The 23,570-nt window shown below is 61.8% G+C and carries 24 protein-coding genes; 16 read left to right on the top strand and 8 right to left on the bottom strand.

The features are described from left to right. Window positions 1-48 precede the first annotated feature (48 nt). The 3 genes from WOB96_RS00680 to WOB96_RS00670 form a co-directional block, all read right to left on the bottom strand. On the bottom strand, window positions 49-462 hold the full coding sequence (locus tag WOB96_RS00680) for a DUF3293 domain-containing protein (RefSeq protein ID WP_341369333.1): 414 nt from the start codon (window positions 460-462) through the stop codon (window positions 49-51). A gap of 3 nt (window positions 463-465) precedes the next feature. Further along, entirely contained in the window at window positions 466-1,980 is a 1,515-nt protein-coding gene (dacB, locus tag WOB96_RS00675) for a D-alanyl-D-alanine carboxypeptidase/D-alanyl-D-alanine endopeptidase (protein ID WP_341369332.1), read from the bottom strand. A gap of 154 nt (window positions 1,981-2,134) precedes the next feature. Beyond that, complete coding sequence (locus WOB96_RS00670; RefSeq protein ID WP_341369331.1) at window positions 2,135-3,358, bottom strand: MFS transporter; 1,224 nt, start codon at window positions 3,356-3,358, stop codon at window positions 2,135-2,137. A gap of 233 nt (window positions 3,359-3,591) precedes the next feature. Between WOB96_RS00670 and WOB96_RS00665 the strand changes: the two genes are divergently transcribed. From WOB96_RS00665 to WOB96_RS00655, 3 genes are read left to right on the top strand one after another with little or no spacing between them, the layout of a single operon-like run. Next, window positions 3,592-4,041 (top strand): DsrE family protein, encoded by a 450-nt coding sequence (locus WOB96_RS00665; protein WP_341369330.1) that lies wholly within the window; start codon window positions 3,592-3,594, stop codon window positions 4,039-4,041. A gap of 17 nt (window positions 4,042-4,058) precedes the next feature. Beyond that, entirely contained in the window at window positions 4,059-4,949 is an 891-nt protein-coding gene (gluQRS, locus tag WOB96_RS00660; protein ID WP_341369329.1) for a tRNA glutamyl-Q(34) synthetase GluQRS, read from the top strand. Between the two features lie 48 nt (window positions 4,950-4,997). After that, window positions 4,998-5,738: a DesA family fatty acid desaturase gene (locus tag WOB96_RS00655; protein WP_341369328.1), complete on the top strand. Its 741-nt coding sequence runs from the start codon at window positions 4,998-5,000 to the stop codon at window positions 5,736-5,738. 69 nt (window positions 5,739-5,807) lie between these two features. Here the strand turns inward: WOB96_RS00655 and rpmG are convergent, their stop codons facing one another. Together rpmG and rpmB are read right to left on the bottom strand one after the other, a co-directional pair. Continuing rightward, window positions 5,808-5,963, bottom strand: coding sequence for a 50S ribosomal protein L33 (gene rpmG, locus WOB96_RS00650; RefSeq protein ID WP_341369327.1), 156 nt, complete (start codon window positions 5,961-5,963; stop codon window positions 5,808-5,810). Between the two features lie 10 nt (window positions 5,964-5,973). Continuing rightward, on the bottom strand, window positions 5,974-6,210 hold the full coding sequence (rpmB, locus tag WOB96_RS00645) for a 50S ribosomal protein L28 (RefSeq protein ID WP_341369326.1): 237 nt from the start codon (window positions 6,208-6,210) through the stop codon (window positions 5,974-5,976). Window positions 6,211-6,323: 113 nt separating this feature from the next. On the opposite strand from rpmB, the gene WOB96_RS00640 reads away from it, so the two are divergent. Further along, window positions 6,324-6,806: a tetratricopeptide repeat protein gene (locus WOB96_RS00640; protein ID WP_341369325.1), complete on the top strand. Its 483-nt coding sequence runs from the start codon at window positions 6,324-6,326 to the stop codon at window positions 6,804-6,806. Here the strand turns inward: WOB96_RS00640 and WOB96_RS00635 are convergent. The 3 genes from WOB96_RS00635 to WOB96_RS00625 form a co-directional block, all read right to left on the bottom strand. Beyond that, window positions 6,803-7,579, bottom strand: a complete 777-nt coding sequence (locus WOB96_RS00635) for a hypothetical protein (RefSeq protein ID WP_341369324.1) — start codon at window positions 7,577-7,579, stop codon at window positions 6,803-6,805. The genes WOB96_RS00640 and WOB96_RS00635 overlap by 4 nt on opposite strands. 87 nt (window positions 7,580-7,666) lie before the next feature. Continuing rightward, entirely contained in the window at window positions 7,667-9,946 is a 2,280-nt protein-coding gene (locus WOB96_RS00630; RefSeq protein ID WP_341369323.1) for an amylo-alpha-1,6-glucosidase, read from the bottom strand. Then, a complete protein-coding gene (locus tag WOB96_RS00625) occupies window positions 9,918-10,988 on the bottom strand; it encodes a glycosyltransferase family 4 protein (protein ID WP_341369322.1) in 1,071 nt (356 codons plus the stop codon). Before WOB96_RS00625 ends, WOB96_RS00630 begins: the two co-directional genes overlap by 29 nt. 243 nt (window positions 10,989-11,231) lie before the next feature. On the opposite strand from WOB96_RS00625, the gene WOB96_RS00620 reads away from it, so the two are divergent. From WOB96_RS00620 to WOB96_RS00565, 12 genes are all read left to right on the top strand, one after another. Then, window positions 11,232-12,263: a mechanosensitive ion channel domain-containing protein gene (locus WOB96_RS00620; protein ID WP_341369321.1), complete on the top strand. Its 1,032-nt coding sequence runs from the start codon at window positions 11,232-11,234 to the stop codon at window positions 12,261-12,263. 47 nt (window positions 12,264-12,310) lie between these two features. Further along, a complete protein-coding gene (metG, locus tag WOB96_RS00615; RefSeq protein WP_341369320.1) occupies window positions 12,311-14,335 on the top strand; it encodes a methionine--tRNA ligase in 2,025 nt (674 codons plus the stop codon). Window positions 14,336-14,493: 158 nt separating this feature from the next. Then, window positions 14,494-15,075: an electron transport complex subunit RsxA gene (gene rsxA, locus WOB96_RS00610; protein WP_341369319.1), complete on the top strand. Its 582-nt coding sequence runs from the start codon at window positions 14,494-14,496 to the stop codon at window positions 15,073-15,075. 40 nt (window positions 15,076-15,115) lie between these two features. After that, window positions 15,116-15,679, top strand: coding sequence for an electron transport complex subunit RsxB (rsxB, locus tag WOB96_RS00605; RefSeq protein WP_341369318.1), 564 nt, complete (start codon window positions 15,116-15,118; stop codon window positions 15,677-15,679). 2 nt (window positions 15,680-15,681) lie between these two features. Next, window positions 15,682-17,400, top strand: a complete 1,719-nt coding sequence (gene rsxC / locus WOB96_RS00600; RefSeq protein WP_341369317.1) for an electron transport complex subunit RsxC — start codon at window positions 15,682-15,684, stop codon at window positions 17,398-17,400. Window positions 17,401-17,442: 42 nt separating this feature from the next. Then, window positions 17,443-18,486 carry an electron transport complex subunit RsxD gene (gene rsxD, locus WOB96_RS00595; protein WP_341369316.1) on the top strand — a complete coding sequence of 348 codons (1,044 nt, stop codon included), beginning with the start codon at window positions 17,443-17,445 and terminating at the stop codon, window positions 18,484-18,486. A gap of 20 nt (window positions 18,487-18,506) precedes the next feature. Then, window positions 18,507-19,124, top strand: coding sequence for an electron transport complex subunit RsxG (rsxG, locus tag WOB96_RS00590; RefSeq protein ID WP_341369315.1), 618 nt, complete (start codon window positions 18,507-18,509; stop codon window positions 19,122-19,124). A gap of 24 nt (window positions 19,125-19,148) precedes the next feature. Further along, window positions 19,149-19,850: an electron transport complex subunit E gene (locus WOB96_RS00585; protein WP_341369314.1), complete on the top strand. Its 702-nt coding sequence runs from the start codon at window positions 19,149-19,151 to the stop codon at window positions 19,848-19,850. A gap of 117 nt (window positions 19,851-19,967) precedes the next feature. Next, entirely contained in the window at window positions 19,968-20,384 is a 417-nt protein-coding gene (locus WOB96_RS00580) for a hypothetical protein (protein WP_341369313.1), read from the top strand. A gap of 48 nt (window positions 20,385-20,432) precedes the next feature. Continuing rightward, window positions 20,433-21,083, top strand: a complete 651-nt coding sequence (gene nth / locus WOB96_RS00575) for an endonuclease III (RefSeq protein WP_341369312.1) — start codon at window positions 20,433-20,435, stop codon at window positions 21,081-21,083. After that, on the top strand, window positions 21,080-22,159 hold the full coding sequence (locus WOB96_RS00570; protein WP_341369311.1) for an FIST C-terminal domain-containing protein: 1,080 nt from the start codon (window positions 21,080-21,082) through the stop codon (window positions 22,157-22,159). The genes nth and WOB96_RS00570 overlap by 4 nt, the downstream gene beginning before the upstream one ends. A gap of 127 nt (window positions 22,160-22,286) precedes the next feature. Next, the gene (locus WOB96_RS00565) at window positions 22,287-23,570 is read left to right on the top strand and encodes a L,D-transpeptidase family protein (protein ID WP_341369310.1); all 1,284 of its coding nucleotides are present in this window, start codon (window positions 22,287-22,289) and stop codon (window positions 23,568-23,570) included.

Genomic DNA, 23,570 nt, shown 5'->3' with positions numbered 1-23,570 from the left:
TATACCCCAGGGCGGGAAAGGCAGCTAATGCGCGTCCTGGGGGGTCGGCTATGGGCGCGGCGGGCGTTCACCCGAACACAACACCAGTTCGCTTCGCTGACCATCGCCCCAGACGATGGCGTTCTGCCCGAACTGCCGGGCCAGCTTCAGCGCCCTTTCCAGGGGAATATCGAGGATGGCCAGGCTCTCCTCCACCCAGCTGTTCGTCCCCTCCCCGCGCGCCGGAAGATACTTCCAGTCCTCGAGATCCAGCTGGGCGCGCAAGGCGGCATGGCGGGACTCGTTGAGCTCCCGGTTCAGGGGCACCGAGCGCGGGTTCCAGGCTGTCACTAACGCGAAGGGCCGGCGCAGGCAGTCCGGCAGCGGCCCGCCGATGCGAAAGGTCACTGCACCGCTGTCACAGCAAACGGTGTACCGGCTGTCGAAGTAGGCTTTCAGCAGCGCCGGCGCAAGGGAGGTCATGGATCACTCCGCCTCGCCAAAGCTGGCGAACTCGCCAGGCTGGGGCAGTACCGGTGAGCCAGCGATCAGGTCGACCAGATGATCGATATGCTGGCGGATAAGCAAATCAGAGGTCCGGAAATCGTTGACCAAGATGGAAAAGGCATATTCCCGGCCATCGGGTTTGCGAATGAAGCCCGCCAGGGTCTGGACGCCATTGAGCGTACCGGTCTTGGCCCTGACCTCGGCACCGCTCGTCAGACCCTGCATGCGGTGGCGCAGGGTGCCATCGTTGCCAGCCAATGGCAGGGACTGACGCCAGGCCTTGCCCCAGGGGGTATTTGCGGCATAGCCCAGCACCCGTGTGAGTGCCGTGGCAGTCAGTCGATTGTTGCGTGACAGGCCACAGGCATCATCCATGAAGCATTCCGGGGTGCTCAGCCCCCGCTTCTCCAGCCAGTGGTGCAACTGGGTGCTCGCCATCTCCAGACTGCCATCACCGCCCATGCCAAGACTCGCTTCACGCAGCAGCATCTCTGCGTGCTGGTTCTGGCTCACCTTGTTGACCACGGTGACAGCGTCGGCCAGACGCGGCGAGACGCGCTCGGCCAGCAGCACCTGATCGTTGTAACGCGTGGCCACCGGTGCCGGCGTGCCGGGCTGACGGAACAGAATGCGGGTGGACGAACCCACCAGAATCCCGTGACGCTCCAGGGCATCACGCAGGGCCATGGCCGCCATCTGCGCCGGTTCCGGCTGGGCCAGCATCCTGAAAACTGCCCCGCGACCCGCTGCCAGCTGCCCTTTCAGAACCCAGTGATCCCCCTCGGCCTCAAGATTGAGCCAGCTGCCAGAACCCCGCCGACCGGTCGTTACCGCGGTGCGGATCAGCCCAGCGGGATTGGGCTGCACCGAGACCACCGCTGGCCGGCCGGGGCGAGTCGGGCGGGCATTCACAAACACCAGGCTGTCATTGAAACTGAGACCCCTGACCGGGGCACCATACCAGCGTCGCTTGTCGTCCTCGGTCCAGCCGGCCGGCCGCGGCTCCTGCGGATAGCGCAGTGCATCCGCCACGATACCGTCGGGGACCACGCGTACGCCACTCTGCCAGAGCTGGGCCGCAAGCTGATCAAATGGCTCGCTCAGGGTCCCACGCTCGGTGGTCTGCTCATAGGGAAACACCCGGCTCGACAGATTGGGATCGCCAGCACCCACAAGGGTCAGCGGGCCACGCAGGATACCATCCACGCCGGGGCGCATCTGGCCGTAGATCTGGGTGCGGAAGACCGCGTCAGGCCCGAGCACATCAAGCACAAAGGCAGTCGTCAACAGCTTGGCCGTGGACGCCGGCAACAGAGGAGCCTGGCCTTGGAACTCATACACGGTCTGTCGACTCGCAAGATCCATGACACTGACGGCCCAGGCGCCCTCACTGGCCGGCCGGTTGCCGAGAAAGTCCGAAAGCTCTGTCTTGGGAAAGCCGCGTGAGGCCATCGCCAAGGCCGATGGATTCGAGGCCGGGGGTACCCAGACCATGTTTGCTGTAAAATTGGAGGCTGCCTGCACCCGGCTGGCGCCAACCCGCATCCCGCTGGAATCGCAACCAAGACCCAGCAATGCGACGCAGGGTAGAACAAGCCATCTGGCGTGCGAAAAAACCCGCCGAAATCCTGAAATCTTCATCAATCCATCATCCATGATGTACGCGCGCCGGCATCAGGCCAGCCAGGATGACCCCCGGCCAGGACAGCGCAAAGGCAAACCAGAAGAACACGGTGAAACCGACACTGTCGGCAATGAAACCGCTGGCACTGCCAGCGAAAGTCGCGGCGACCGACATCAGCGCCGAACCGATGGCGAAGTGGGTGGCCTGGTAATCCCCCTGGCAACGCTGCATCAGAAAGACCATCAGGGCCGCGGTTCCGAAACCGGCGGCAAGCTGCTCAAAACCGACCACGAAGGCCACGCCCCAGAAACCCGGCTCGACATAGGCCATCCAGGCATAGGCCGGAATCGCCAGGCTCTGTACCAGCGCAAACGGGAAGAAGGTGCGCCGCAGGCCATGGCGGCTGATCAGGGCGCCGCCGAGCAGTGCCCCGCCAATGCCGGCCAGGGTACCCACTGTCCCGGACAGGAAACCACGCGCCGCGGTATCATAGCCAAGCTCTTTCAGCAGCGGCGTGGACATGGCGAACATCATGGCATCCCCGGCGCGAAACAGCAGGATGAAGCCCAGCACCATCCAAATGTGGGGCTGACGCAGATAGCTGAAGAATGCATCCCGCAGCACGCTCCCGCCAACCTGGCGCACACTGGCGGGTACTGGCGGCAGGATCAGCTTGTGCATCAATGCCAGCAGGGCCAGGATGCCCGCCGCGGCGAGAAAGGCAATCATCCAGGAGACCTTGCCAGCCAGCACCACCAGCGCGCCATTGCCAACCAGCAGCGCCACGCGGTACGCGGCCACGCGCAATCCGGAATAAGCCGCCTGGTCCGCATCATCGAGAGATTGTATATAGTAGCCATCGATGGCGATGTCATGGGTAGCCGCCAGAAAGGCCACCACCAGGAAGATCTTGGCAGCGAGCGCCAGATCAAAGCTGCCCTGCGCCGGCCAGGCCAGCATGGCCACCACGGCCGCCAGCAGCAGTTCGATCCCGATGATCCAGCTTTTCTTGGTGCTGATCAGATCGACCAGCGGGCTCCAGAGGAACTTCAGGTTCCAGGCCAGACCATATAGGCTGGTGAGGCCGATGGCCTGCAGACTGGCACCCGCAGCCGTGAAAAACTGGGCGGACATCTGGTGAACGATGGAATATGGCAGACCCTGGGCAAAGTAGGTGCTCAGCGCCCAGATAACGGTGCGCCCCCGCTGGGGCGTCGTCGCGTCGACGGATGCGGCAGTTGACGACATGGAGGGTCCTTCTAAAAATGTTCCTGGGGGGCCGTCCGGACCGCACGGCAATCCGGGCATGACAAGGCAAGCGGTTGCCAGTGTATATAGTCGAGCTTTCCGGATTGACCATCCGGCAGCAACACAGCAGGCTCGCAGCTAACGTAAATCAGGCGGCGCCGGATGACAAGCGGCCCGCCCTGCCGAGCAGCGCCATGTAAGTCCAAGATCATTCATCAAGAACTGGAGACACCATGAAGACGATTCATCAATCCTTTTTCGCAGCCCTTCTGTTTTTCGTGCTGGCCCTCGCCGGACCGGTCCAGGCGGCTGAAAAGCTCGACATCCCTTTGGAGAAAAATGCCAAGGTACTGCTGGAAGTCGACAGCGGCGACCCCGCGGTGTGGAAAAAGACGGTCGGGATGGCCAGGCAGATCATGACCATCCTCGGTATGGACAACGTGCAACTGGAAGTGATGGCCTGGGGTCAGGGCGTCAACATGCTCATGAAGAACTCGCCGGTTGCGGACAATGTGAGCAGTCTGAGCGATTACGGCATCACCTTCATGGCCTGCGGCAACACCATGAAGTCCTTGAAGATTTCCGACAAGAAATTGATCGACAGCGTCAAGGTGGTTTATCCGGGCGCCATCGCGCTGATCCTCAAACGCGACCATGAGGGCTGGACCCAGATCAAGATGTAGCTTGGCTCGCCTGCGCCATGGATGCGCCGGGCATCGTCGGTCGCTTCGCCCCTACCCCGAGCGGGCTCCTGCATCGGGGTTCGGTGCTCGCCGCCATCGGGAGTTATCTCCTTGCCAGGGCATCCAAAGGACGCTGGTTGCTGCGCATGGAAGATCTCGACACGCCGCGCCTGCAAGCCGGGGCCGACAGCGCCATCCTGCGCGACCTGGAACGCCTGGGTCTGGAATGGGACGGGCCGGTGCTCTACCAGTCCACCCGGATTCCCGCCTATGCCGAAGCCCTGGCGCAACTTCAAAGGCAGGGCCTGGCTTACCCCTGCGCCTGCACGCGCCAGGAAATCCGGTTGGCAGGCGGCATCTATCCCGGTACCTGCCGCAATGGATTACCCGCGGACCGCCAGGGTCGTGCCTGGCGCCTGCGGGTACCGGAGCAGCCCCGGGTCTTTCATGACCTGTTGCTGGGCCCCCAGCGCCAGTTCCCCGCCCTGGAGGGCGACTTCATCCTGCAGCGTGCCGATGGCATCTTCGCCTATGTGCTCGCCAGTGTGGTGGATGATGCCTGGCAGGGCGTGACCCAGGTGGCGCGCGGTGAGGACCTCCTGGCCGTCACCGGCAGACAGTGCCTGCTGCAGGACTATCTTGGCCATGGCCGGCCCGTCTATGCGCACCTGCCACTCATCCTGGATGGGCAAGGACGAAAGCTATCCAAAAGCGATGGTGCCAGCCCCTGGGCAGAGGCGCCAGCCAGGGCCTGGATGAGCGCGCTGACCGACCTGGGCGTGCCGCTACCCGCCGATCTGTCTGGCGCGGACATGCCGACCTTGCGCGCCTTTGCCCTGGATCATTTTGCCCGGCGCTTGCCGGCAATGCCGAACCAATCCTTTAATCGCACCCTCAGGTATGATTAAATGACAGGTTAGCCGCCAGTCGATGCCGCGGCACATGAAGGAGAGTCCATGAATTTATTGTCCGTATCTGGCTGGGGCGTGGTGCTTTATGTCCTGATCGCCACGCACATCACCATTGCATCCGTCACCATCTACCTGCACCGTTCCCAGGCACACATGTCGGTTTACCTGCATCCCTTGGTAAGCCACTTCATGCGTTTCTGGCTCTGGCTGACCACCGGCATGGTCACCAAGGAATGGGTGTCGTCACACCGCAAGCATCACGCCTTCTGCGAGCGCGAAGGCGATCCACACAGCCCCAAGATCTACGGGATCTGGCGCGTGCTGTTCGGTGGCGCCTTTCTCTATCGCAACGCCGTCAAGGACAAGGCGATGGTGGAGAAATACGGCCGCGGCACCCCGGATGACTGGATCGAACGCAAGCTCTACAGCCGTTTCCCGGCCAGCGGTATCCTGCTCCTGCTCGGCCTCGACATCCTGCTTTTTGGTGCCCTGGCTGGCTTTCTCGCCTGGGGCGTGCAGATGCTGTGGATACCGTTCTGGGCCGCCGGCGTGATCAATGGCCTGGGGCACTTTGTTGGCTATCGCAGCTTTCAGGTCAAGGACAACAGCACCAATCTCATTCCCTGGGGCATTCTCATCGGTGGCGAGGAACTGCACAACAATCATCACCGCTTTGCCGCAAGCCCCAAGTTGTCGGTCAAGCCCTGGGAATTCGATATTGGCTGGGCCTACATCCGGATGCTGGAGATGCTTGGGCTTGCCAGGGCCAAGCCGATCGCGAACTGAGCTCACGGACAATCCAAGCAAAAACGCCCGGCATGCCGGGCGTTTTCAATGAACCGTCGCAGTACGCGATTACTTCAACTTCTCTTCGCGATAGGCCACATGCTTGCGCACGACCGGGTCATACTTCATGAATTCCAGCTTTTCAGGCTTGGTCTTCTTGTTCTTGGAAGTGGTGTAGAAATGTCCGGTCTTGGCGGACGACACCAGTTTGATTTTGTCTCGCATGGGGATCTCCTTAGATCTTCTCGCCCTTGGCGCGCAAATCGGCCAATACGGCGTCAATTCCCTGCTTGTCGATCAATTTGACCGCGCGGGCGCTCAGGCGCATGCGCACCCAGCGATTTTCGCTCTCAACCCAGAAACGACGGTTCTGCAGGTTGGGCAGAAAACGGCGACGGGTCTTGTTGTTCGCGTGTGAAACATTGTTGCCGGACATGGGCTTCTTGCCGGTCACAAGACAAACCTTGGCCATGGGACTACTCCAGAAAGCGTGGAAAGCCCGACTTTATATCAGATCAGCGGCCGTTTGTGTAGTCCTTTTTGATTCCGCTACACTGAAGTGCTTTCCAGAGGAGCAGTCCGAGCATGCAAACCGATGCACTTGAGCAAGCCCTGCTTGCCGCCCGGCAGTCCGGGGACAGCGAAACCATTGCCCACCTGCTGTTTGACAGGGGCATGGCCCTGCACGACCGCGGCGATGAACAGGCAGCCATCGACAGCCTGCAGGAAGCCGGCGATCTGGCTGAACAGATCGGTGACGAGCCGCTCACCCTGCGTGCCAGGCTCGCCCTGGCCCACCTGTTGCGTCAGCAGGGCGAAATCGAGCCTGCCCGGATGCTCTACCAGGAAGCCTTGCGCCGCCTGCGTGAGGCGGAGCTCGCGGCGGATGAACGGGACAACCTGCTGGGGCAGACCTTTCTGGGGCTGGGGCGCGTGTTCGAGGCCCAGAACCAGCGGGACGCCGCCCTTGCGGCCTGGCAGCGCAGCCTCGGATTCTTTCAGCGTGGTGGCCACGAAGAATGGGCCGAACTCATCCGCCACCTGCTCAGTGGTGCCCCCGAGAGCTAGCCGTGTAGCCTGGCAAGATCCCGCAACAGGGGTGTGGCAAGCCCCAGGGCATCGGCGTGCTCCAGGGCCCGGCGCAAGCGTACCGGAGCACTGCGCCCAGTGCATTGATGCTGCGGATCGCCGGCAATGGCGGCATCCATGCCTGCCAGCAGGGCCGCACGGGAAAAACGGCCGCCGGTCAGCGCTTCCTGAATGGCCAATATCTCATCGAATACCGCTTCCGCGAACTCCCGATGCCGGGTCCAGAGCGTATCGACATCGCCCCCTACCCGCAGACCGGCAATATTGATCGTCAGTATATAAAGATTTTTCAGCACCAGTTCGAAGGTGAGTTGCTCCGCGCTGTCCAGCGGGCGCCCCGGGATGCCGACACGGGACATGGACGAGAGCACCAGTTCACTTGCCGGACCATACACGGGTGTGGGCAGCAGGGGCTTGACGTCGGACCCCTGCTTTTTTTCGAACCAGACCGGGATGACCGTGGGATCACTGATGCCATGTCGCTGCCAGTCTCTGGGCAGCAGTTCATTCTGTAACAGGCCAAGCCGATCGCGCCAGACCTGCGGGATGGCCTCGAGCACGGGATGCAGCTCTGCTTCGCCGGTGGCGACCAGCACCAGGACCGGCTCGGGGAAGATGCCGGCCAGGGCTTGCATGTCGCTGTCCCGCAGCACAGGGATGACGGCATTCCCGTTCGCCAGCAGGGCGGCCGAAAAGACGCGGCCCAACTGGCCCATGCCGATCACGACAGCGCATTCCGGTTTCATTGCCATTTGTTTCTCCAAGGCTTCGAAGGGGAGAAGATCTTAGCCGCTTTCGCACCCGCACAACAACACCCGGTGGAGATCCCGGCGGGCAGCTCAAATCTGGATCTGCACCCGCATGGGATCCCCCTCGATGGCCCGCACCTCCACATTCGCGCGTTCGCCCTTGCGGAAAAACACCAGATCGAGACGACTGTTACCGACCCGGAAATTGGAAAGCCGTACATCCTTGAGCCAGGGGGGCAGACAGGGCTGCATGATGTCCAGTCTGCCCTCCGGCGCGTTGGGCTGCAGGCCGAGAATGGCGCGCAGCAGCAAAAACCAGCTCGCGCTTGCCCAGGCCTGGGGCATGCAGGCGACCGGATAACGCACCGGGAAGTTTGCTTCCCCGCAGCCGATGCCACAGAACAGCTCCGGCGGCCGCAGATGCTCGAAGCTGCGCGAAGCCTGGAAGATTGCCTCCAGCACCTGCAGGGCGCGCGGCTGCATGTCGTAATAGGCAAAACCCATGGCAATCATGGCATTGTCATGCGGCCAGACCGAACCATTGTGATAGCTCAAGGGATTATAGGCCCGCTGGCCTGTGGCCAGGGTGCGAATGCCCCAGCCACTGAACATCTGCGCGCCAAGCAGCTTGTCAGCCATCAGGCGGGCGCGCTGCGGGTGAATGACACGGCTGAACAGCAGATGCCCGGGATTGGAGGTCAGGGTCGGGACAGGCCGCTTGCGGCCATCCAGCGCCAGCGCATAGCTTTTCTGATCCGGCAGCCAGAAATGTTCCTCGATGCGTTCACGCAACCGTTTGGCACGCGTTTCCCATGAAGCTACGCCACTGGGATCGCCACCAAATGCGCGAAGCAGGTTCGCAAGCCGCTGATAGGCATCAGCGACATAACCCTGCACCTCCACCAGCGCAATCGGTGGTTCCGCCAGCCGGTAATCCGGCCAGGGCACGCCGTCATGCGAATCCTTCCAGCCCTGGTTGAGCAGTCCAAAGGCCCCGGCACCCCCCTGATATTCGATGAAACCGTCGCCATCCGGGTCACCGCCCCAGGCTTCGGTACTGATCAGCCACTCCGCGGCTCGAATGGCGGCCGGCAGCAGGTCGCGCACGCTGTCCGAATCATGGGTCCAGCGCCAGTATTCTTCCAGCAGAATGATGAAGAGCGGGGTGGCGTCCACGGTGCCATAGTAAGGGGTATGGCGTATCTGGCCGATGCGCGCAAGCTCGCCAGAACGCATCTCGTGCATGATCTTGCCGGGCGCCTCCGCCCGGAAATCATCGACCACCTGGCCCTGATAATGTGCCAGGAATCGGAGTGAATCGCGCGCCAGCCCGGGATTGACCATCAGCGACTGGAAGGCGGTAATCAGGGCATCGCGTCCAAATGGCGCCACATACCAGGGCACGCCGGCAGCAATGATACGCAGGTCACCCTGCTCGAGGATCAGGGCCTTGAGATCCGCGCGGGCCTGCAACAGGGCGGAATCGAACACCTTGTCGGCGGTCTCGACATGAGTACACTCCCGCTCCCAGAATTGATAATCAGCGGCCACCCGGCGTTCACGGTCGGAGAACTTCATCGGCTGCGGCAAAGCAAGTGTCAGATCGGGCCCATGTCCGGGCACCACAGTAATTTCCAGATCAATTTCCTGCGAGGGCTCCAGGCTGAGCTCCCAGCGCGCGTGCTGGCCGTCCAGCAGCACTGGCTGCGGTGAAAAGGACAGCAGCGTCTGGTAATATTGCGCATCCTTCCCCTGGTAAGTCAGCCGGACCTGCCTGCCATCCACGCATGGCGCGAAATACTGGCCACGCGCTTCCCGCTCGAAACCCCGCGCCTCGAAGAGGTCCGCAAAGTCGGCGGTGAACCAGACTTCCAGCCAGAGCCGGACCCGATAGGGCAGGTAATTGATCAGCCGGATCTCATCGACGAAGACATCAGTGATGACCTGGCGCCTTTGCAGATGCAGGAAATTATGGGCACGACCGGCCTCCCAGACGTCTTCCGTCTCAAACCCCTCGTAAAGCGACAGGTCTATCTGGCTCACGTAATGCGTGGACACGTTGCTGGACAGTTCGGAGCAGGATTCGCTGGGAAGCCTGAGTTCGTAGTAACTCAGATAGCGCGTATCCTGGTAGAACAAGCCGAGTTCGGCCGCGCCGGGCGGCACGACATTGCCACGGCCATTGACGACCGCGAACATGGCACCCCGCTTGAGCACCAGCTTGCGTCCAGTACCTACATCCGGCCCTCTGGCCGGCGGCACCCAGCCAAACACGGCTTCAGGCGGGATGGGCCGTAGGCCCCCGGCCGCTTCGAACGCTTCCAGAGCCTGCCGGGCCGGATCAGGCGAACCGGGATTCCGAGACTTCATGGCTTGTCCCCCTTCGTGCCAGCATGGACGCATACAGCGCCAGGTACTCCTCGGCCATGCGCCCCCCAGAGAAGCGCCGGACTGCCTCGTCCCGGATTCGGGCCCGATCCAGTCCCGGCACATCCTGCAAGCGGGCGAGCATCTCCGCTTCATCCCTGACGATAAAGCCGGTCACGCCATCCTCGATCAGCTCCGGGACGCTGCCATGTTCAAAGGCGAGCACCGGCGTACCGCACAACATGGATTCGATCATCACCAATCCGAAGGGTTCCTCCCAGCGAACGGGAAACAGCAGGGCCCGAGCGTGTGAGAGCAACTCCACCTTGCGTGCGTGGCCGACCGCTCCCAGATACGCCACTCCTGGCTGACGCAGTCCCTCCTCCAGCGCCTGAAGAAATCCTGCATCGTCACGCGCGAGGTCTTCCCGATGCAGGCGCCCACCCATGCACAGCGGCAAACCCGCCTTTCGGGCTACTGCGATGGCTTCCAGGGGCCCCTTGTAGGGGGCAAAGCGACCGAGGAAAACCAGATAATCGCCCACTTCCGGCGAGAATGGATAGGCCTCGGGAGACAAGCCGTGGTAGATCACACTGCTATTTGGCAGTGGCAGCTCCAGGGCGCGCTGACGCTCGCTGATGAACACAAACCGGACCTGCGAATGGCGCTGGTAGATCTGCGAGAGATGGTCTTCGCGCGCGTGATGCACCGTATAGACAAAGGGTATGCCGGCCAGCAAAGGGCTCATCAGCATCGAGACGGGGTCGTGCCCATGCACGACATCGACCGGAACCGCCTGTTTCAAAATGTCCTGAATGGCAAAGGTGACATGCTCCATGCCGATCAATGGATCCGGTGGCCAGACCGGCTGGTCGAAACAGTGCTTCAGTGTGGCGCGGGTCCGGCTGTCTGCCGTGGCATACAGCAGCACCTCGTGCCCACGCTTGACATAGGCATCCGCGAGCTGATGAATGATGAGCTCGGTACCACCATAGTTGGCAGGCGGACAGGCAAGATAAGGCGTACTGATCAGGGCGATGCGCATGCCCCTTCCTCAAGCAGGTTGAACCCGGCTTTGCCGAACTTACAATTTAGCTTGCAAGCTATCAGCACCTGCTTGGCAACGACATGGGCCAAAAGCCGCAATGGTTGGGAGCCAGGCATGTCCCTGCAGTCTCCCACCGGCGCTTTTGGCGTCTTGCTTATCCTCTCCGAACCCCTACAATCCCTCGTAAGCTGCTCCCGGCCGCGCGGCCTTCATGGACTGATTGAAGCAAGGGAATACGGCATGAAACAGTGGCTTCACAGGTTACTCGCAAGGTTGCCCCTGTCCAGTATTGTCTGGGCAGCCACGGCAATCCTTCTGATCCTGATACTCGCCATCGTCGAACAGCACTATAAAATACCCAGCGCCTGGGCGACGCTGGCCCGCGCCCTGATCGTGATCGCGATCGGGTTGCGCATCATCAAGCACATCGAAGGCGCCCTCGCCGCGGAACGGGCCGACACCCTGTCCCGGGTCATGAACGGACAGACCGCCAGGAACCGTTCCCTGTCCTGGCGCGATACGGTCACCGGGATCTATATCATCCGCCTGCTGCTCTATGCCGGACTGGTGCTGATCACCATCTTCGCCGTGGGCGGCACCCTGAGCGGCTTCGTCGTTGGCGGCACCCTGATCTCCGTCATGCTCGGTGTTGCGGGACAGTCCTTCTTTGCCAATTTCTTCGGCGGCCTTGCCATCGCCCTGTTCCGCCCCTTCGACCTCGGTGACCACATCCAGCTCATTGCGGGACAGTTGCCGATCTTCATGGAGTCCTATCCGCACAGCACCCGTCCCCAGGGCTACAGCGGGATCATCCGTGACATCAATCTCTTCTATACCGAACTGCGTCTCGACAGCGGTCAGATCCTGCGCGTGCCCAATGGCATCGTCATCACCGCAGGACTTCTGAAAACCGAACCTGACGAGTGGGTACGCCTGGTGTTTCGCTTCGATATCGATGTCAGCCTGGACACGGAAGCGACCCTGAACAGACTCAATGATCTGGCCAGGACCCATTTCTGCGGCGGCCAGGACGATGATGCCGAGATCGTGCCATTGCCCACCCAGCACAGCGCGAGCGCTCAGGATCAGGCCGGGCCCCTGCGCCCGGCCAAGCAGATCGGCTGGCAGCCACCGGAAGTGGCCATCGTGGACCTTGGCGTCAGCACCACCAGCATCGAGGTGCGTAGCTCGGTGCCGGCTCACCAGAGCCAGCGCAGCAAGGAAGCATTCCTGCGGGAGGCGGCCGGATTCCTGCGCGCCAAGCCGGCCTGAGTACCCCGGATTGCCAAGCTTGGTCGGCTACTGCTAATGTACGCGCCATGAAAAACGCCCGCACAATGCTCGTCACCAGCGCCCTGCCCTACGCCAACGGCAGCATCCATCTCGGCCATCTGGTTGAATACATCCAGACCGATATCTGGGTGCGCTATCACAAGCTGCGCGGCCATGACTGCATCTATATGTGCGCCGATGACACCCACGGCACGCCGGTGATGATCCGGGCGCAGAACGAGGGCATTTCGCCCGAGGAATTGGTCAGCCGGGTCCATGCCGAACACTGCCGTGATTTTGCCGCCTTTGGCATCGGTTTTGACCTTTATTACACCACCCACTCCCCGGAAAACCGCGAGCTGGCCGGGAGCATCTATCGCGCGCTCAAGGCCGCCGGGCACATAGAGGTCCGCACCATCGAACAGGCCTATGATCCCCTCAAGGGCATGTTCCTGCCGGATCGCTTCATCCGCGGCCAGTGCCCGCGATGCAAGGCCGAGGACCAGTACGGCGACTCCTGCGAGGTCTGCGGTGCCACCTACAGCCCCACGGAACTGCTCAATGCCCGTTCCGCCCTGTCCGGCGCCACCCCCGAGCTACGGCCTTCCGAACACTACTTCTTCAAGCTCGACCATTTTCGCGACTTTCTGAAGGACTGGGTGCATAGCGGCCGCCTGCCCGATGAAGTCACCAACAAGCTCCAGGAGTGGTTCGAGGCCGGCCTGCAGGACTGGGACATCTCCCGCGACGCGCCCTACTTCGGTTTCGAGATCCCTGACGCATCCGGCAAGTACTTCTATGTCTGGCTCGACGCCCCGGTCGGCTACATGGCCGCCACCAAACACTGGTGCGCCGAGCATGGCCGGGATTTCGACGACTACTGGAAAAAGCCGGTGGACGCGGGCGGGGCCGAGATCTACCACTTCATCGGCAAGGATATCGTCTACTTTCATACCCTGTTCTGGCCGGCCATGCTTGAAGGTGCGGGTTACAAGCTTCCAAGCGGCATCTTCGTGCATGGGTTCCTGACCGTGGATGGCGCCAAGATGAGCAAATCGCGCGGCACCTTCATCAATGCCGCGACCTTTGCGCGCCACCTGAATCCCGAATACCTGCGCTACTACTACGCCACCAAGATCAGCCCAAGAGTCGAGGACATCGACCTCAACCTCGAGGACTTCGCCCTGCGCGTCAACAGCGATCTGGTGGGCAAGGTGGTTAATCTCGCCTCGCGCGCGGCGGGTTTCATCAACAAGCGCTTCGAAGGCCGGCTTGCGGCAACGCTAGGTGCGGATGAGGCCCTTTACAGGGATCTGGTCGCCGCCCGGGAGCGGATCGGCGAACATTACAGCGGCCGCGAGTTTGGCAGGGCCATGCGCGAGATCATGGCACTGGCCGACCGCGTCAATCAGTACGTGGATCAGGCCGCACCCTGGGTGCTGGCGAAGGACCCGGCGCAGAGCGATGCGTTGCAGCAGGTCTGTACCGTCACGCTCAATGCATTCCGGGTGCTGGTGAGCTATCTGGCCCCGGTGCTGCCGGTACTGGCGGAACGCGCCGGCGTCTTTCTCAACGACCACCAAACTGACTGGGAACGTCTGGATTCGCCCCTACTGGATCACCGGATCAATTCTTACGAACACCTCATGCAGCGCCTGGAAATGGACAGGATCAAACTCATGCTCGAAGATGCCAAGCAGGAACTCGCCCCTACCCCCGCCAAGCCAGTCATGGCACCCATTGCCGACACCATCGGCATCGAGGATTTCAGCAAGATCGACCTGCGCGTGGCGCGCATTGCAGCCGCCAACGCGGTCGAGGGCGCCGACAAGCTGCTGCAACTGACGCTCGATCTCGGTGGCGAAACCCGCAATGTCTTTGCCGGCATTAAGAAGGCCTACGCGCCCCAGGATCTGGTCGGACGCCTGACGGTGATGGTGGCCAATCTGGCGCCCCGCAAGATGAAGTTCGGGCTCTCGGAAGGGATGGTGCTGGCAGCCAGCGATGAGGAAGGTGGCCCCTTCCTGCTCAGTCCCGACAGTGGCGCGAAGCCCGGCATGCGCATCAAATAATTTTTCCAAACAAGAAGTTAAAATCAGGCATCAGGGTCTTAAACTTGTCTTGGCTGGCATGATGCCTTAGTATTTCGTCAATAAGCATTCAGGATGCCGGGCTGAGCGCGCCTGCGCCCTCGCCTTGCCCGGCAGACAGGCACAGTCGCGGAGATCGCATGGGCGGGTACTTGGCAATTCTGGTCAGCACGGTTTTCGTGAACAACTTCGTGCTGGTGAAATTTCTTGGCCTGTGTCCCTTTCTCGGCGTCTCCAAACGCCTGGAAACCGCCATTGGCATGGCGCTGGCCACCACCTTCGTACTGACGCTATCGGCAGTCTCGAGTTGGCTGATCGAGCATTTCATCCTGCAACCGCTGGATCTGGTCTATCTACGCACCATCGCCTTCATCCTGGTCATTGCCGCGCTGGTGCAGCTCACCGAGATGGTGGTGCACAAGACCAGTCCGGTGCTCTATCAGCTACTTGGCATCTTCCTGCCCCTGATCACCACCAACTGTGCCGTGCTGGGCGTGGCCCTGCTGCTGGTGCAGGACAAGATGAGCTTCCTTGAAAGCGCGGTATTCGGCTTTGGCGCAGCCCTTGGATTTTCCCTGGTGATGATTCTTTTCGCCGGCATGCGTGAACGCATCGAAGCGGCTGACGTGCCAGTCGTTTTCCGTGGTTCAGCCATTGCGCTCGTGACTGCCGGCCTGATGGCTCTCGCCTTCATGGGATTCTCGGGGCTGGTGCGGCTTTGAAACCCTTGAATCTTAATATCATCTGATAGTCTAATATAGCATGATCAGCGCCATTCTCAGTCTTGGCATCATGGCCCTCGCCTTCGGGCTGCTGCTTGGGTACGCAGCGGTCCGATTCCGCGTGGACGCCGATCCCCTGGTCGAGAAGATCGACGCCCTGCTGCCGCAGACCCAGTGCGGCCAATGTGGCTACCCTGGATGCAAACCCTACGCCGAGGCAGTCGCCCAGGGCAGCGCGGATGTCAATCACTGCGTGCCCGGTGGCCAAACCACCATGCGCAGCATCGCCGACCTGCTGGGTGTCGAGCCCAAGGATCTGGCCCAGGAACCCAAGCCGCCGTCCGTTGCGGTGATCGATGAGAACCGCTGCATTGGCTGCACGCTTTGCATCCAGGCCTGTCCGGTGGATGCCATCGTGGGCGCGGCCAAGCAGATGCACACGGTGCTGGCCCGCGAATGCACCGGCTGCGAGCTATGCCTGGAACCCTGCCCGGTTGACTGCATCACGCTGGAGGTTAGCCCCGAGACCCTGACTGACTGGCGCTGGGGCAACCCGCAGCAGACCAGGAGCTATCCCGTCATCCCGCTGCGCAAGGTTTCCTGAGCATGTTTTCCTTCCTGAACCGGAAGTCTTCGCCGGAGAGCAGCCCCAATGCCGGGAAGCCATCATCCCCGGTCTGGCGGGTCGATCATCTGCACCGTTTCCATGGCGGCATTCATCCGGCCGAGCACAAGGCCGAGAGTGCGAGCAGCCCGATTCAGTCCTTGCGTGCCGAGGGCCTGCTGGTGCTGCCCTTGCAGCAGCATATCGGCCAGGCCTCGGAGCCCGTGGTACAGGTCGGCGAGCACGTGCTCAAGGGCCAGTTGCTGGCCAAGCCGGTGGGCTACGTCAGCGCAGCCCTGCATGCACCCACCTCGGGCACCATCATCAGCATCGGCATGGCCCCGGTTCCCCATCCTGCCGGCTTGCCCCAGACGGCGATCATCCTGCAGGCGGATGGCGAGGACCGCTGGATAGAGCGCGAATCGCAGCCGGATTTCCGGCAGATGGACCCGGCCGCACTGCGCACCCTGATCCGCAATGCCGGCATCGTCGGGCTGGGGGGCGCCAGCTTTCCCACGGCGGTCAAGCTCAATCCCGGCGAGCATGCCGCACCCGTGCTGATCCTCAATGGCGCGGAATGCGAACCCTACATCACCTGTGATGATCTTCTGATGCGCGAGCATGGCGAGGAAATCCTCGCCGGCGCCGAGATCATGATGCATGCCCTGGGCAGCCAGCATTGCCTGGTGGGCATCGAGGACAACAAGCCGCAGGCACTTGAGGCCATGCGCGCGGCTGCGGCAAACCGGGCCAAGGTGCAGGTCGTCGCAGTACCGACCCTCTATCCCAGCGGCGGCGCGAAGCAGCTCATCGAGATCCTGACCGGCCGGCAGGTGCCAGCCGGCGGTCATTCCATCGACATTGGCGTGGTCTGCGTCAATGTCGGTACCGCCTTTGCCAGCAAGCGCGCCGTGATCGATGGCGAGCCGATGATCTCGCGTATCGTGACCGTCACCGGCAGCGTCCGCGAACCACGCAATTTCGAGGTGCCACTGGGCCTGCCCATGGAACAGCTCATCCAGGCTGCCGGCGGATCGCCACTGCCGATCGATCGCGTGCTCATGGGCGGACCGCTGATGGGCGTGGCCCTGCACCGCACCGACATTCCAGTGATCAAGGCAAGCAACTGCGTGCTGGTCATGGCGCCAGAACAAAACCAGCCGGCAGCGGAGGCCATGCCCTGCATCCGCTGCGCCGCCTGTGTCGATGTCTGCCCTGCCCGGCTGATGCCGCATGAGCTTTACTGGTTTGCACGCGCCGGAAACTTCGAGAAGACACAGGAATACCAGGTGTTCGACTGTATCGAATGCGGCGCCTGTGCCTATGTCTGTCCCTCGGAAATCCCGCTGGTACACTATTATCGTCATGCCAAGCAGGAGATCGCGGCCCAGGAACGCGAGCGCGACAAGGCGGACCTGGCCAGGCGGCGCAATGAGGCCAGGCTGGCGCGGCTGGCGCGGGAAAAGGCCGAAGCCGAGGCCAAACGCGCCGAGAAGATGGCAGCGATGGCGCGTGCCAAGGCCAGCAAGGAAAATGGCGAAAGTAGCGCGGCGGCGCCTGCAGACGCCCAGCCTGCGCAGACTGTTGAACCGGGGGCAAAACCCGCGAAAAAGGCACTGACGCCCGAGCAACAGGCCAAGCTGGATACGGCCCTGGCCGCCCGCCGAGCAAGCCAGATCAGTGCGACAACGGCAGAAGAAAAACCAAAGACAGCGGAATAAATACATGCCAGCAGGACACCCCCGCTCCAGCGAAATCTTTCGATGCCGCTGAGCACCCCCAGTTCTCCGCATATACACGGCGGTAGCAGTGTGGCGCAAGTGATGCGCCGGGTCATCTATGCCCTACTGCCAGGCATTCTCGTGGCCACCTTTCTCTTTGGCTGGGTAGTCCCGATCCAGTTGATTCTGGCCAGCGCGACCGCCCTGCTGGCCGAAGCCCTCATGCTGCGTGCACGCAAACGGCCGGTGGGCAGATTTCTGGGGGATTACAGCGCCATCGTCACTGGCCTGCTGCTGGCCCTGAGCATTCCCGCCATCGTCCCCTGGTGGATCACGGTGCTTGGCGTACTCTTTGCCATCGTGCTCGCCAAACAGCTTTATGGCGGCCTGGGTTACAATCCATTCAATCCCGCCATGGTCGGCTATGTCGTCCTGCTGATCTCCTTTCCCCGCTACCTGACCCAGTGGCCCGCCGTGGCGCCGCTTGGCAGTCCCCATGCCCTGAGCTTTGCGGATAGCCTGGCCATCATCTTCGGTGGCGGGCAGGTGCTCGACGGCATCAGTCAGGCCACCGTGCTCGATTTCGTCAAGACCGAGCTTGGCCGCCATCATGCCCTGAGCGAGATCGTCTCCAGTCATCCCGGCCTGTTCGGCACGTTTTCTGGCAGTGGCAATGAATGGGTGGCGTTCGCTTTCCTGCTCGGTGGGCTCTGGATGCTGCAAAAGCGGGTGATCAGTTGGCATATACCGGTGGCGATGCTGGGCAGTACCGCCCTGTTGGCGCTCCTGTTTCATCTGTATGCACCCGAAACCTACGCAGGCCCCTTCTTCCACCTCTTTGGTGGCGGTCTCATGCTCGGTGCCTTCTTCATTGCCACCGACCCGGTGAGCTCGCCCACCACGCCCCGCGGCCTGTTAATCTATGCCGCAGCCATTGGCGCGTTGACCTATATCATCCGCACCTGGGGCGGCTATCCTGATGGCGTGGCCTTCGCGGTCCTGCTGATCAACATGGCGGTGCCCATGATCGACTACTACACGCGGCCGACGGTCTATGGCCACGATAATGGGGGGCCGGCGCATTGATCTGGAAACACGCCGCGCGCATGGGGGGAGCGCTCGCAGCATTCGCCATCATCACCACTGCCCTGCTGGCATTTACCTATCTGCAGACCAAGGGGCGGGTGAACGCAAACGAGCAGCAGCTCCTGCAGGAACGCCTGCAGGCCGTCATGCCGGCGTCGAGCTATGACAATACCTTCTTGAAAGACAGCATCAGCGTGCGTAGCCCGGCGCTGCTCGGCAGCCAGGATCCGGTGACGGTCTATCGTGCCCGCAAGGATGGCAAACCGGTCGGCGTGGCCTTCCAGGCCATTGCCCCCAATGGATATTCCGGTAACATCACTCTTTTGATCGGCATCTATGCGGATGGCAGGGTGGCCGGGGTGCGGGTGCTGTCACACAAGGAAACGCCCGGGCTGGGTGATCCCATCGAGATCGAACGCTCACCCTGGATTCTCTCCTTCAACGGCAAGTCCCTGGGCAACCCGCCTGCCGAGCAGTGGGCCGTGCGCAAGGACGGCGGCGTCTTCGACCAGTTCACCGGCGCCACCATCACGCCGCGCGCGGTGGTCGGCGCCGTCAGAAAGGCCCTCGAATTCTTTCAGGCCAACCGCAACAGGCTGTTTAGCGCGCCCGCTGACAGCGCGCAGGCCAGCACATGAAAGCAGGCAGAGACTGGAGCAAGCATGAGTGACACGACCTATTCGGAGATTGTGAAAAACGGACTCTGGAGCAACAACCCCGCTCTGGTGCAGTTGCTGGGCATGTGTCCGACCATGGCGGTCACTACCAGCGCGGTCAACGGTATTGGCATGGGCCTGGCTACCACACTCGTGGTGGTTGCTTCCAATGCTTCGGTATCCCTGGTGCGCGATCTCGTCAGCCCGGAGATCCGGGTCCCGGCCTTCATCCTCATCATCGCCGCCTTTACCACCATCATCGATCTGAGCATGAACGCCTATGTGCATGAGCTGCACAAGGTGCTTGGCATCTTCATTCCGCTGATTGTCACCAACTGTTTCGTGCTCGGGCGCGCCGAGGCCTTTGCCTCGAAACATGCGCCAGGCAAGGCAGCGCTGGATGGGCTGATGATGGGCATTGGCTTTACCCTGGCGCTCTTCGTGCTTGGCGGGATGCGCGAGATCCTCGGCAAAGGCACCCTGCTGTCCGGCGCGCACACCTTCTTCGGTCAGGGGGCGCAATGGCTGGAAATGACCATCATCCCCAACTTCGATGGCTTCCTGTTCATGATCCTGCCGCCCGGGGCCTTCATCGGCCTTGGCCTGATGATCGCGCTGAAAAACTATCTGGATCAGCGGGCGAAACAGCGTCCCGTCGTTCAGCCTGCCAGCAACCGGGCACCGGATGCCGCCCTGGCGGCCGACTGATCCGGCCTGCCCGTGCTTGGTAGCCACGGGCTTTTCGGGTAAAGTCAGCAACTGCCACGCATTTGCCCCCGGGTCGCGTGGCCCTTCAAAATACGCTTTTATCTGGGAGTGAGTGAGATGTCTGGACATTTTCCGTTTTCCGGCAAGGCCGGCCGCATTTCGGTCTTCGCCTATTTCGAAGCACAGAACTGGAGCCTGGCGGTTCAGGAAAAGTACTACAAGCGCTGGTACGACTGGGCCAAGAATTACGTGATGAACAACCCCGATCTGAAGATGGCCAAGGCACCGGAATTTGCGCATTACCCCTATGGCACCCATGCCCATCACAATTTCCATCTGAATGATTATTACTGGGCCATCACATTGGTGGATCTCGGCGAGTTCATCAACAACAACATCCTGCCGCGCCTGAGCCCTGACGAGATGCACAAGCTCGAAGAGGAGCATCATCACTGGCTCGAAGAGATGGCCAAGGAGGCTGAAGCCAACCCCCGCCCCGCCCCTGGCGAAATCGGTCGCTACCGTCACGTCTGATCACCTGCCCGCGAGCTGGCCAGATCCCGGATCTGGCCACGCAAGATCATGCAAACCCAGAAGATCGAAACCTTTTTCGCCCGGCTCGCCGCCGCCATTCCCTCGCCTAAGACCGAGCTCAATTACAGCACCCCCTATGAACTGCTGGTGGCCGTCGCTCTGTCGGCGCATACCACCGACAAATCCGTGAACAAGGCCACGGCAAGGCTTTTTCCCGTGGCCAATACGCCGGCAGCCATCGCGCAGCTCGGGGTGGATGGTGTACGCGAGTACATTCGTACGGTCGGGCTATACAATACCAAGGCCGCCCACATGGTCCGGGCGGCCGAAATCCTGCTGGCCGAGCATCAGGGCGAGGTGCCACGCAGCCGCGAGGCGCTGGAAGCCCTGCCTGGTGTGGGCCGCAAGACTGCCAATGTCATTCTGAACACCGCTTTCGGCGAACTGGCCATGGCGGTGGATACCCATATCTTCCGGGTGTCCAACCGCACCGGGCTGGCACCCGGCAAGACGCCGCGGGCCGTGGAAAAGGGCCTGCTGGAGCGTGTGCCACCGGCTTACCTGAAGGATGGCCATCATCTGCTCATTCTCCACGGCCGATATACCTGCATGGCCCGGACACCCAAATGCGGACAGTGCCCGGTTCAGGATCTTTGTGACTGGCCTGACAAGCCGCTTGCCGGTAAGCCCAAACCATGAAGGGCAAGGTGGCCACCGGGCTGCGCGCGAGCCAGCATGCCAGCCCATCCCTGGCCCTGGCAGCGCTTGAGGAAGCTCTGGAAAAACTCGGCGAGCGCCAGGCGAACAGCATCCTGCTCTTGCTCACCCCGGATTTCCTGCCCATGCTGGATGCCACCCTGCGCAGCTGTGCGCGTCGGGCAAGCTGTACCCGGATCCTGGGCGCGAACTGCCGCGGGGTGCTCACCGAGGCAGGCGCCATCCTGGATCAGGCTGGCTGTGCGGTCATGGTGTTTACGGATCCCTACCGCCTCGATCCACCGCAGACCGGCAGCGATGGCGAGACCCAGCTCAGTTTCGCCACGGCGGATGCCTGTGACTGGGGATGGCTGCAACAGGGCCATCCACGCATCGGCATGCTGACCAGTCCCGGCCTGCGTGGCGGGCGGGCCTGGAGCGGTATCCGCAGTACCGCATCAGGACGCATACAGGCCCTGATCAGCGGCATCAGCGATTCCGGCACGGTATTGTCACGCGGACTTCGTCAGCTCACACCCCTGCTGCACGTGAGCCGGAGTGAGGGTAGCCGGATTCTCGCGCTCGACGGGCGCCCGGCACTTGAATGGCTGGCCCGCTGTCTGCCTTACAGTGCCCGGGAATCCGAGAAGATCCCATTGCACCATCTGATGCTGGCCTGCCCTTTGGACGAGGCTGGCACCTTGCAGAACGGCCGCTTTCGGTTGCTGCACATCACCCGGACCGATCCTGCGGATCAACGCCTGGAACTGAGTGAACCCGTGGAATCCGGCCAGGGTATCTATTTCGTCCTGCGGGACCCGGTTGTGGCTGAGCGGGATACCCGTAGCGGACTGGAACTGCTGCAGGCCCGCCTCCCGGAGCCAGCCTTTGCCTTTCTGTTTGCATCCTTTGGGCGGGGTCCTGAGTTTCATGCTGGCAAGAATCGGGATCTTGAACTATATAAGGATTACTATTCACATACGCCTTTGATCGGATCCTACGGGCTTGGGGAAATTGGTCCGCTGGAAAACGAGACCCATTTGTTCCAATATACGTCCGTGTTTTCCGCCTTCGTCTAACAAATACCCAGGTAGAAGAGCTGTTAAGCCACGCCTTGAGGAAGGGTCTTGCGTTATCACGCATCTCCACAAGATCACTGAAAAGGAACATACGTTGCTCGGACAGAAACTTTCACTTTCAATACGATTGTCGATAGCCTGCAGTCTGACGCTTGCCACACTGGCTGCCGTACCCGCTGATGCCGAAACCTTTGCCTTGCCACCGGCAGGCGAGGACGTCGTTGGCAAGCCGCAGATCATCATCACCCGCGAGAAGGACACCCTGCTCGATATCGCCCGCAGCTACGATCTGGGCTACGACGAAATCGTCAAGGCCAACCCCGGTGTCGATCCCTGGCTGCCCAAGCCTGGGACCCGGATCCTGCTGCCAACCCAGTTCATCCTGCCCGAGGGGAAACGCCAGGGCATCGTGCTCAACATAGCCGAGATGCGGCTCTATTTCTTCCCGAAGGCCAAGGCCGGGCAGACTCCGGTGGTCGTCACCCACCCGGTCGGGATCGGCCGCGAGGGGTGGTCGACGCCGCTTGGCGAAACCAAGGTGGCCTCCAAGCGGGCCAATCCCAAATGGTACGTGCCGCAGTCCATCCAGAAAGAGCATGCCGAGAAGGGTGATCCCCTGCCCCGCGTCGTACCGGCCGGGCCCGATAATCCGCTGGGCAACTATGCCATGCCACTGGGCATCCCGGGCTATCTCATCCACGGTACCAACAAGCCCTTCGGCATTGGCCGGCGGATCAGCCATGGTTGCATCCAGCTCTATCCAGAGGACATCGAGGGCTTGTTCAAGGATATCCCGGTGGGTACACCGGTACGCATCATCAATCACCCCTACAAGGCGGGCTGGCTGGGTGACAAGATCTACCTGGAAACACATCAGCCACTAGAAGAAGACGCGAAGAAGGGCGTCAATCTCACGCCGATGGTGAACATCATTCTGGATGCCGCCAAGGACCGCAAGGTGGTGAACTGGGACAAGGCAACGGAAGTTGCTTCCCGCCATATCGGCATACCCATGACGGTCTCCGTCAATACGCCGTCCATTGACGAGGAATTGCTGGCCCTGAACCAGCTCGAACCCTCTCCCAATCTGGCCAAGCGGGATGACGCGCATGAGCCGAGTCTGGCGGAGGTGACCGGCAAGTGGTTCATCAAGGTGGGGGGCCTGGATAATCAGGAAAACGCTTACAGGCTTGCCGCCATGCTCAGGCACCTGGGCCCGCCGATCCCGGCGATGGCCACTCAGGATGGCGGCGCCTATCAGGTCCTCTCAGGTCCCTACAGTAATCGTGCAGAGGCGCTGAAAGCCAGCCGTCGCATCAACACCAATCTGGAGGTAACGGCCCAGGTCATGGCCCCGCTGGGCGGCAACCAGAAAACCGGCCAGTCCATCGTGAAGGACAGGAAAGGCTGA

Origin of the sequence: Thermithiobacillus plumbiphilus, assembly GCF_038070005.1 — a bacterium.
In the GTDB taxonomy this organism is placed as follows: Bacteria; Pseudomonadota; Gammaproteobacteria; order Acidithiobacillales; family Thermithiobacillaceae; genus JBBPCO01.
The sequence above is the reverse complement of the archived record's forward strand: the minus strand, read 5'-3'. Positions and strand labels throughout refer to the sequence as shown.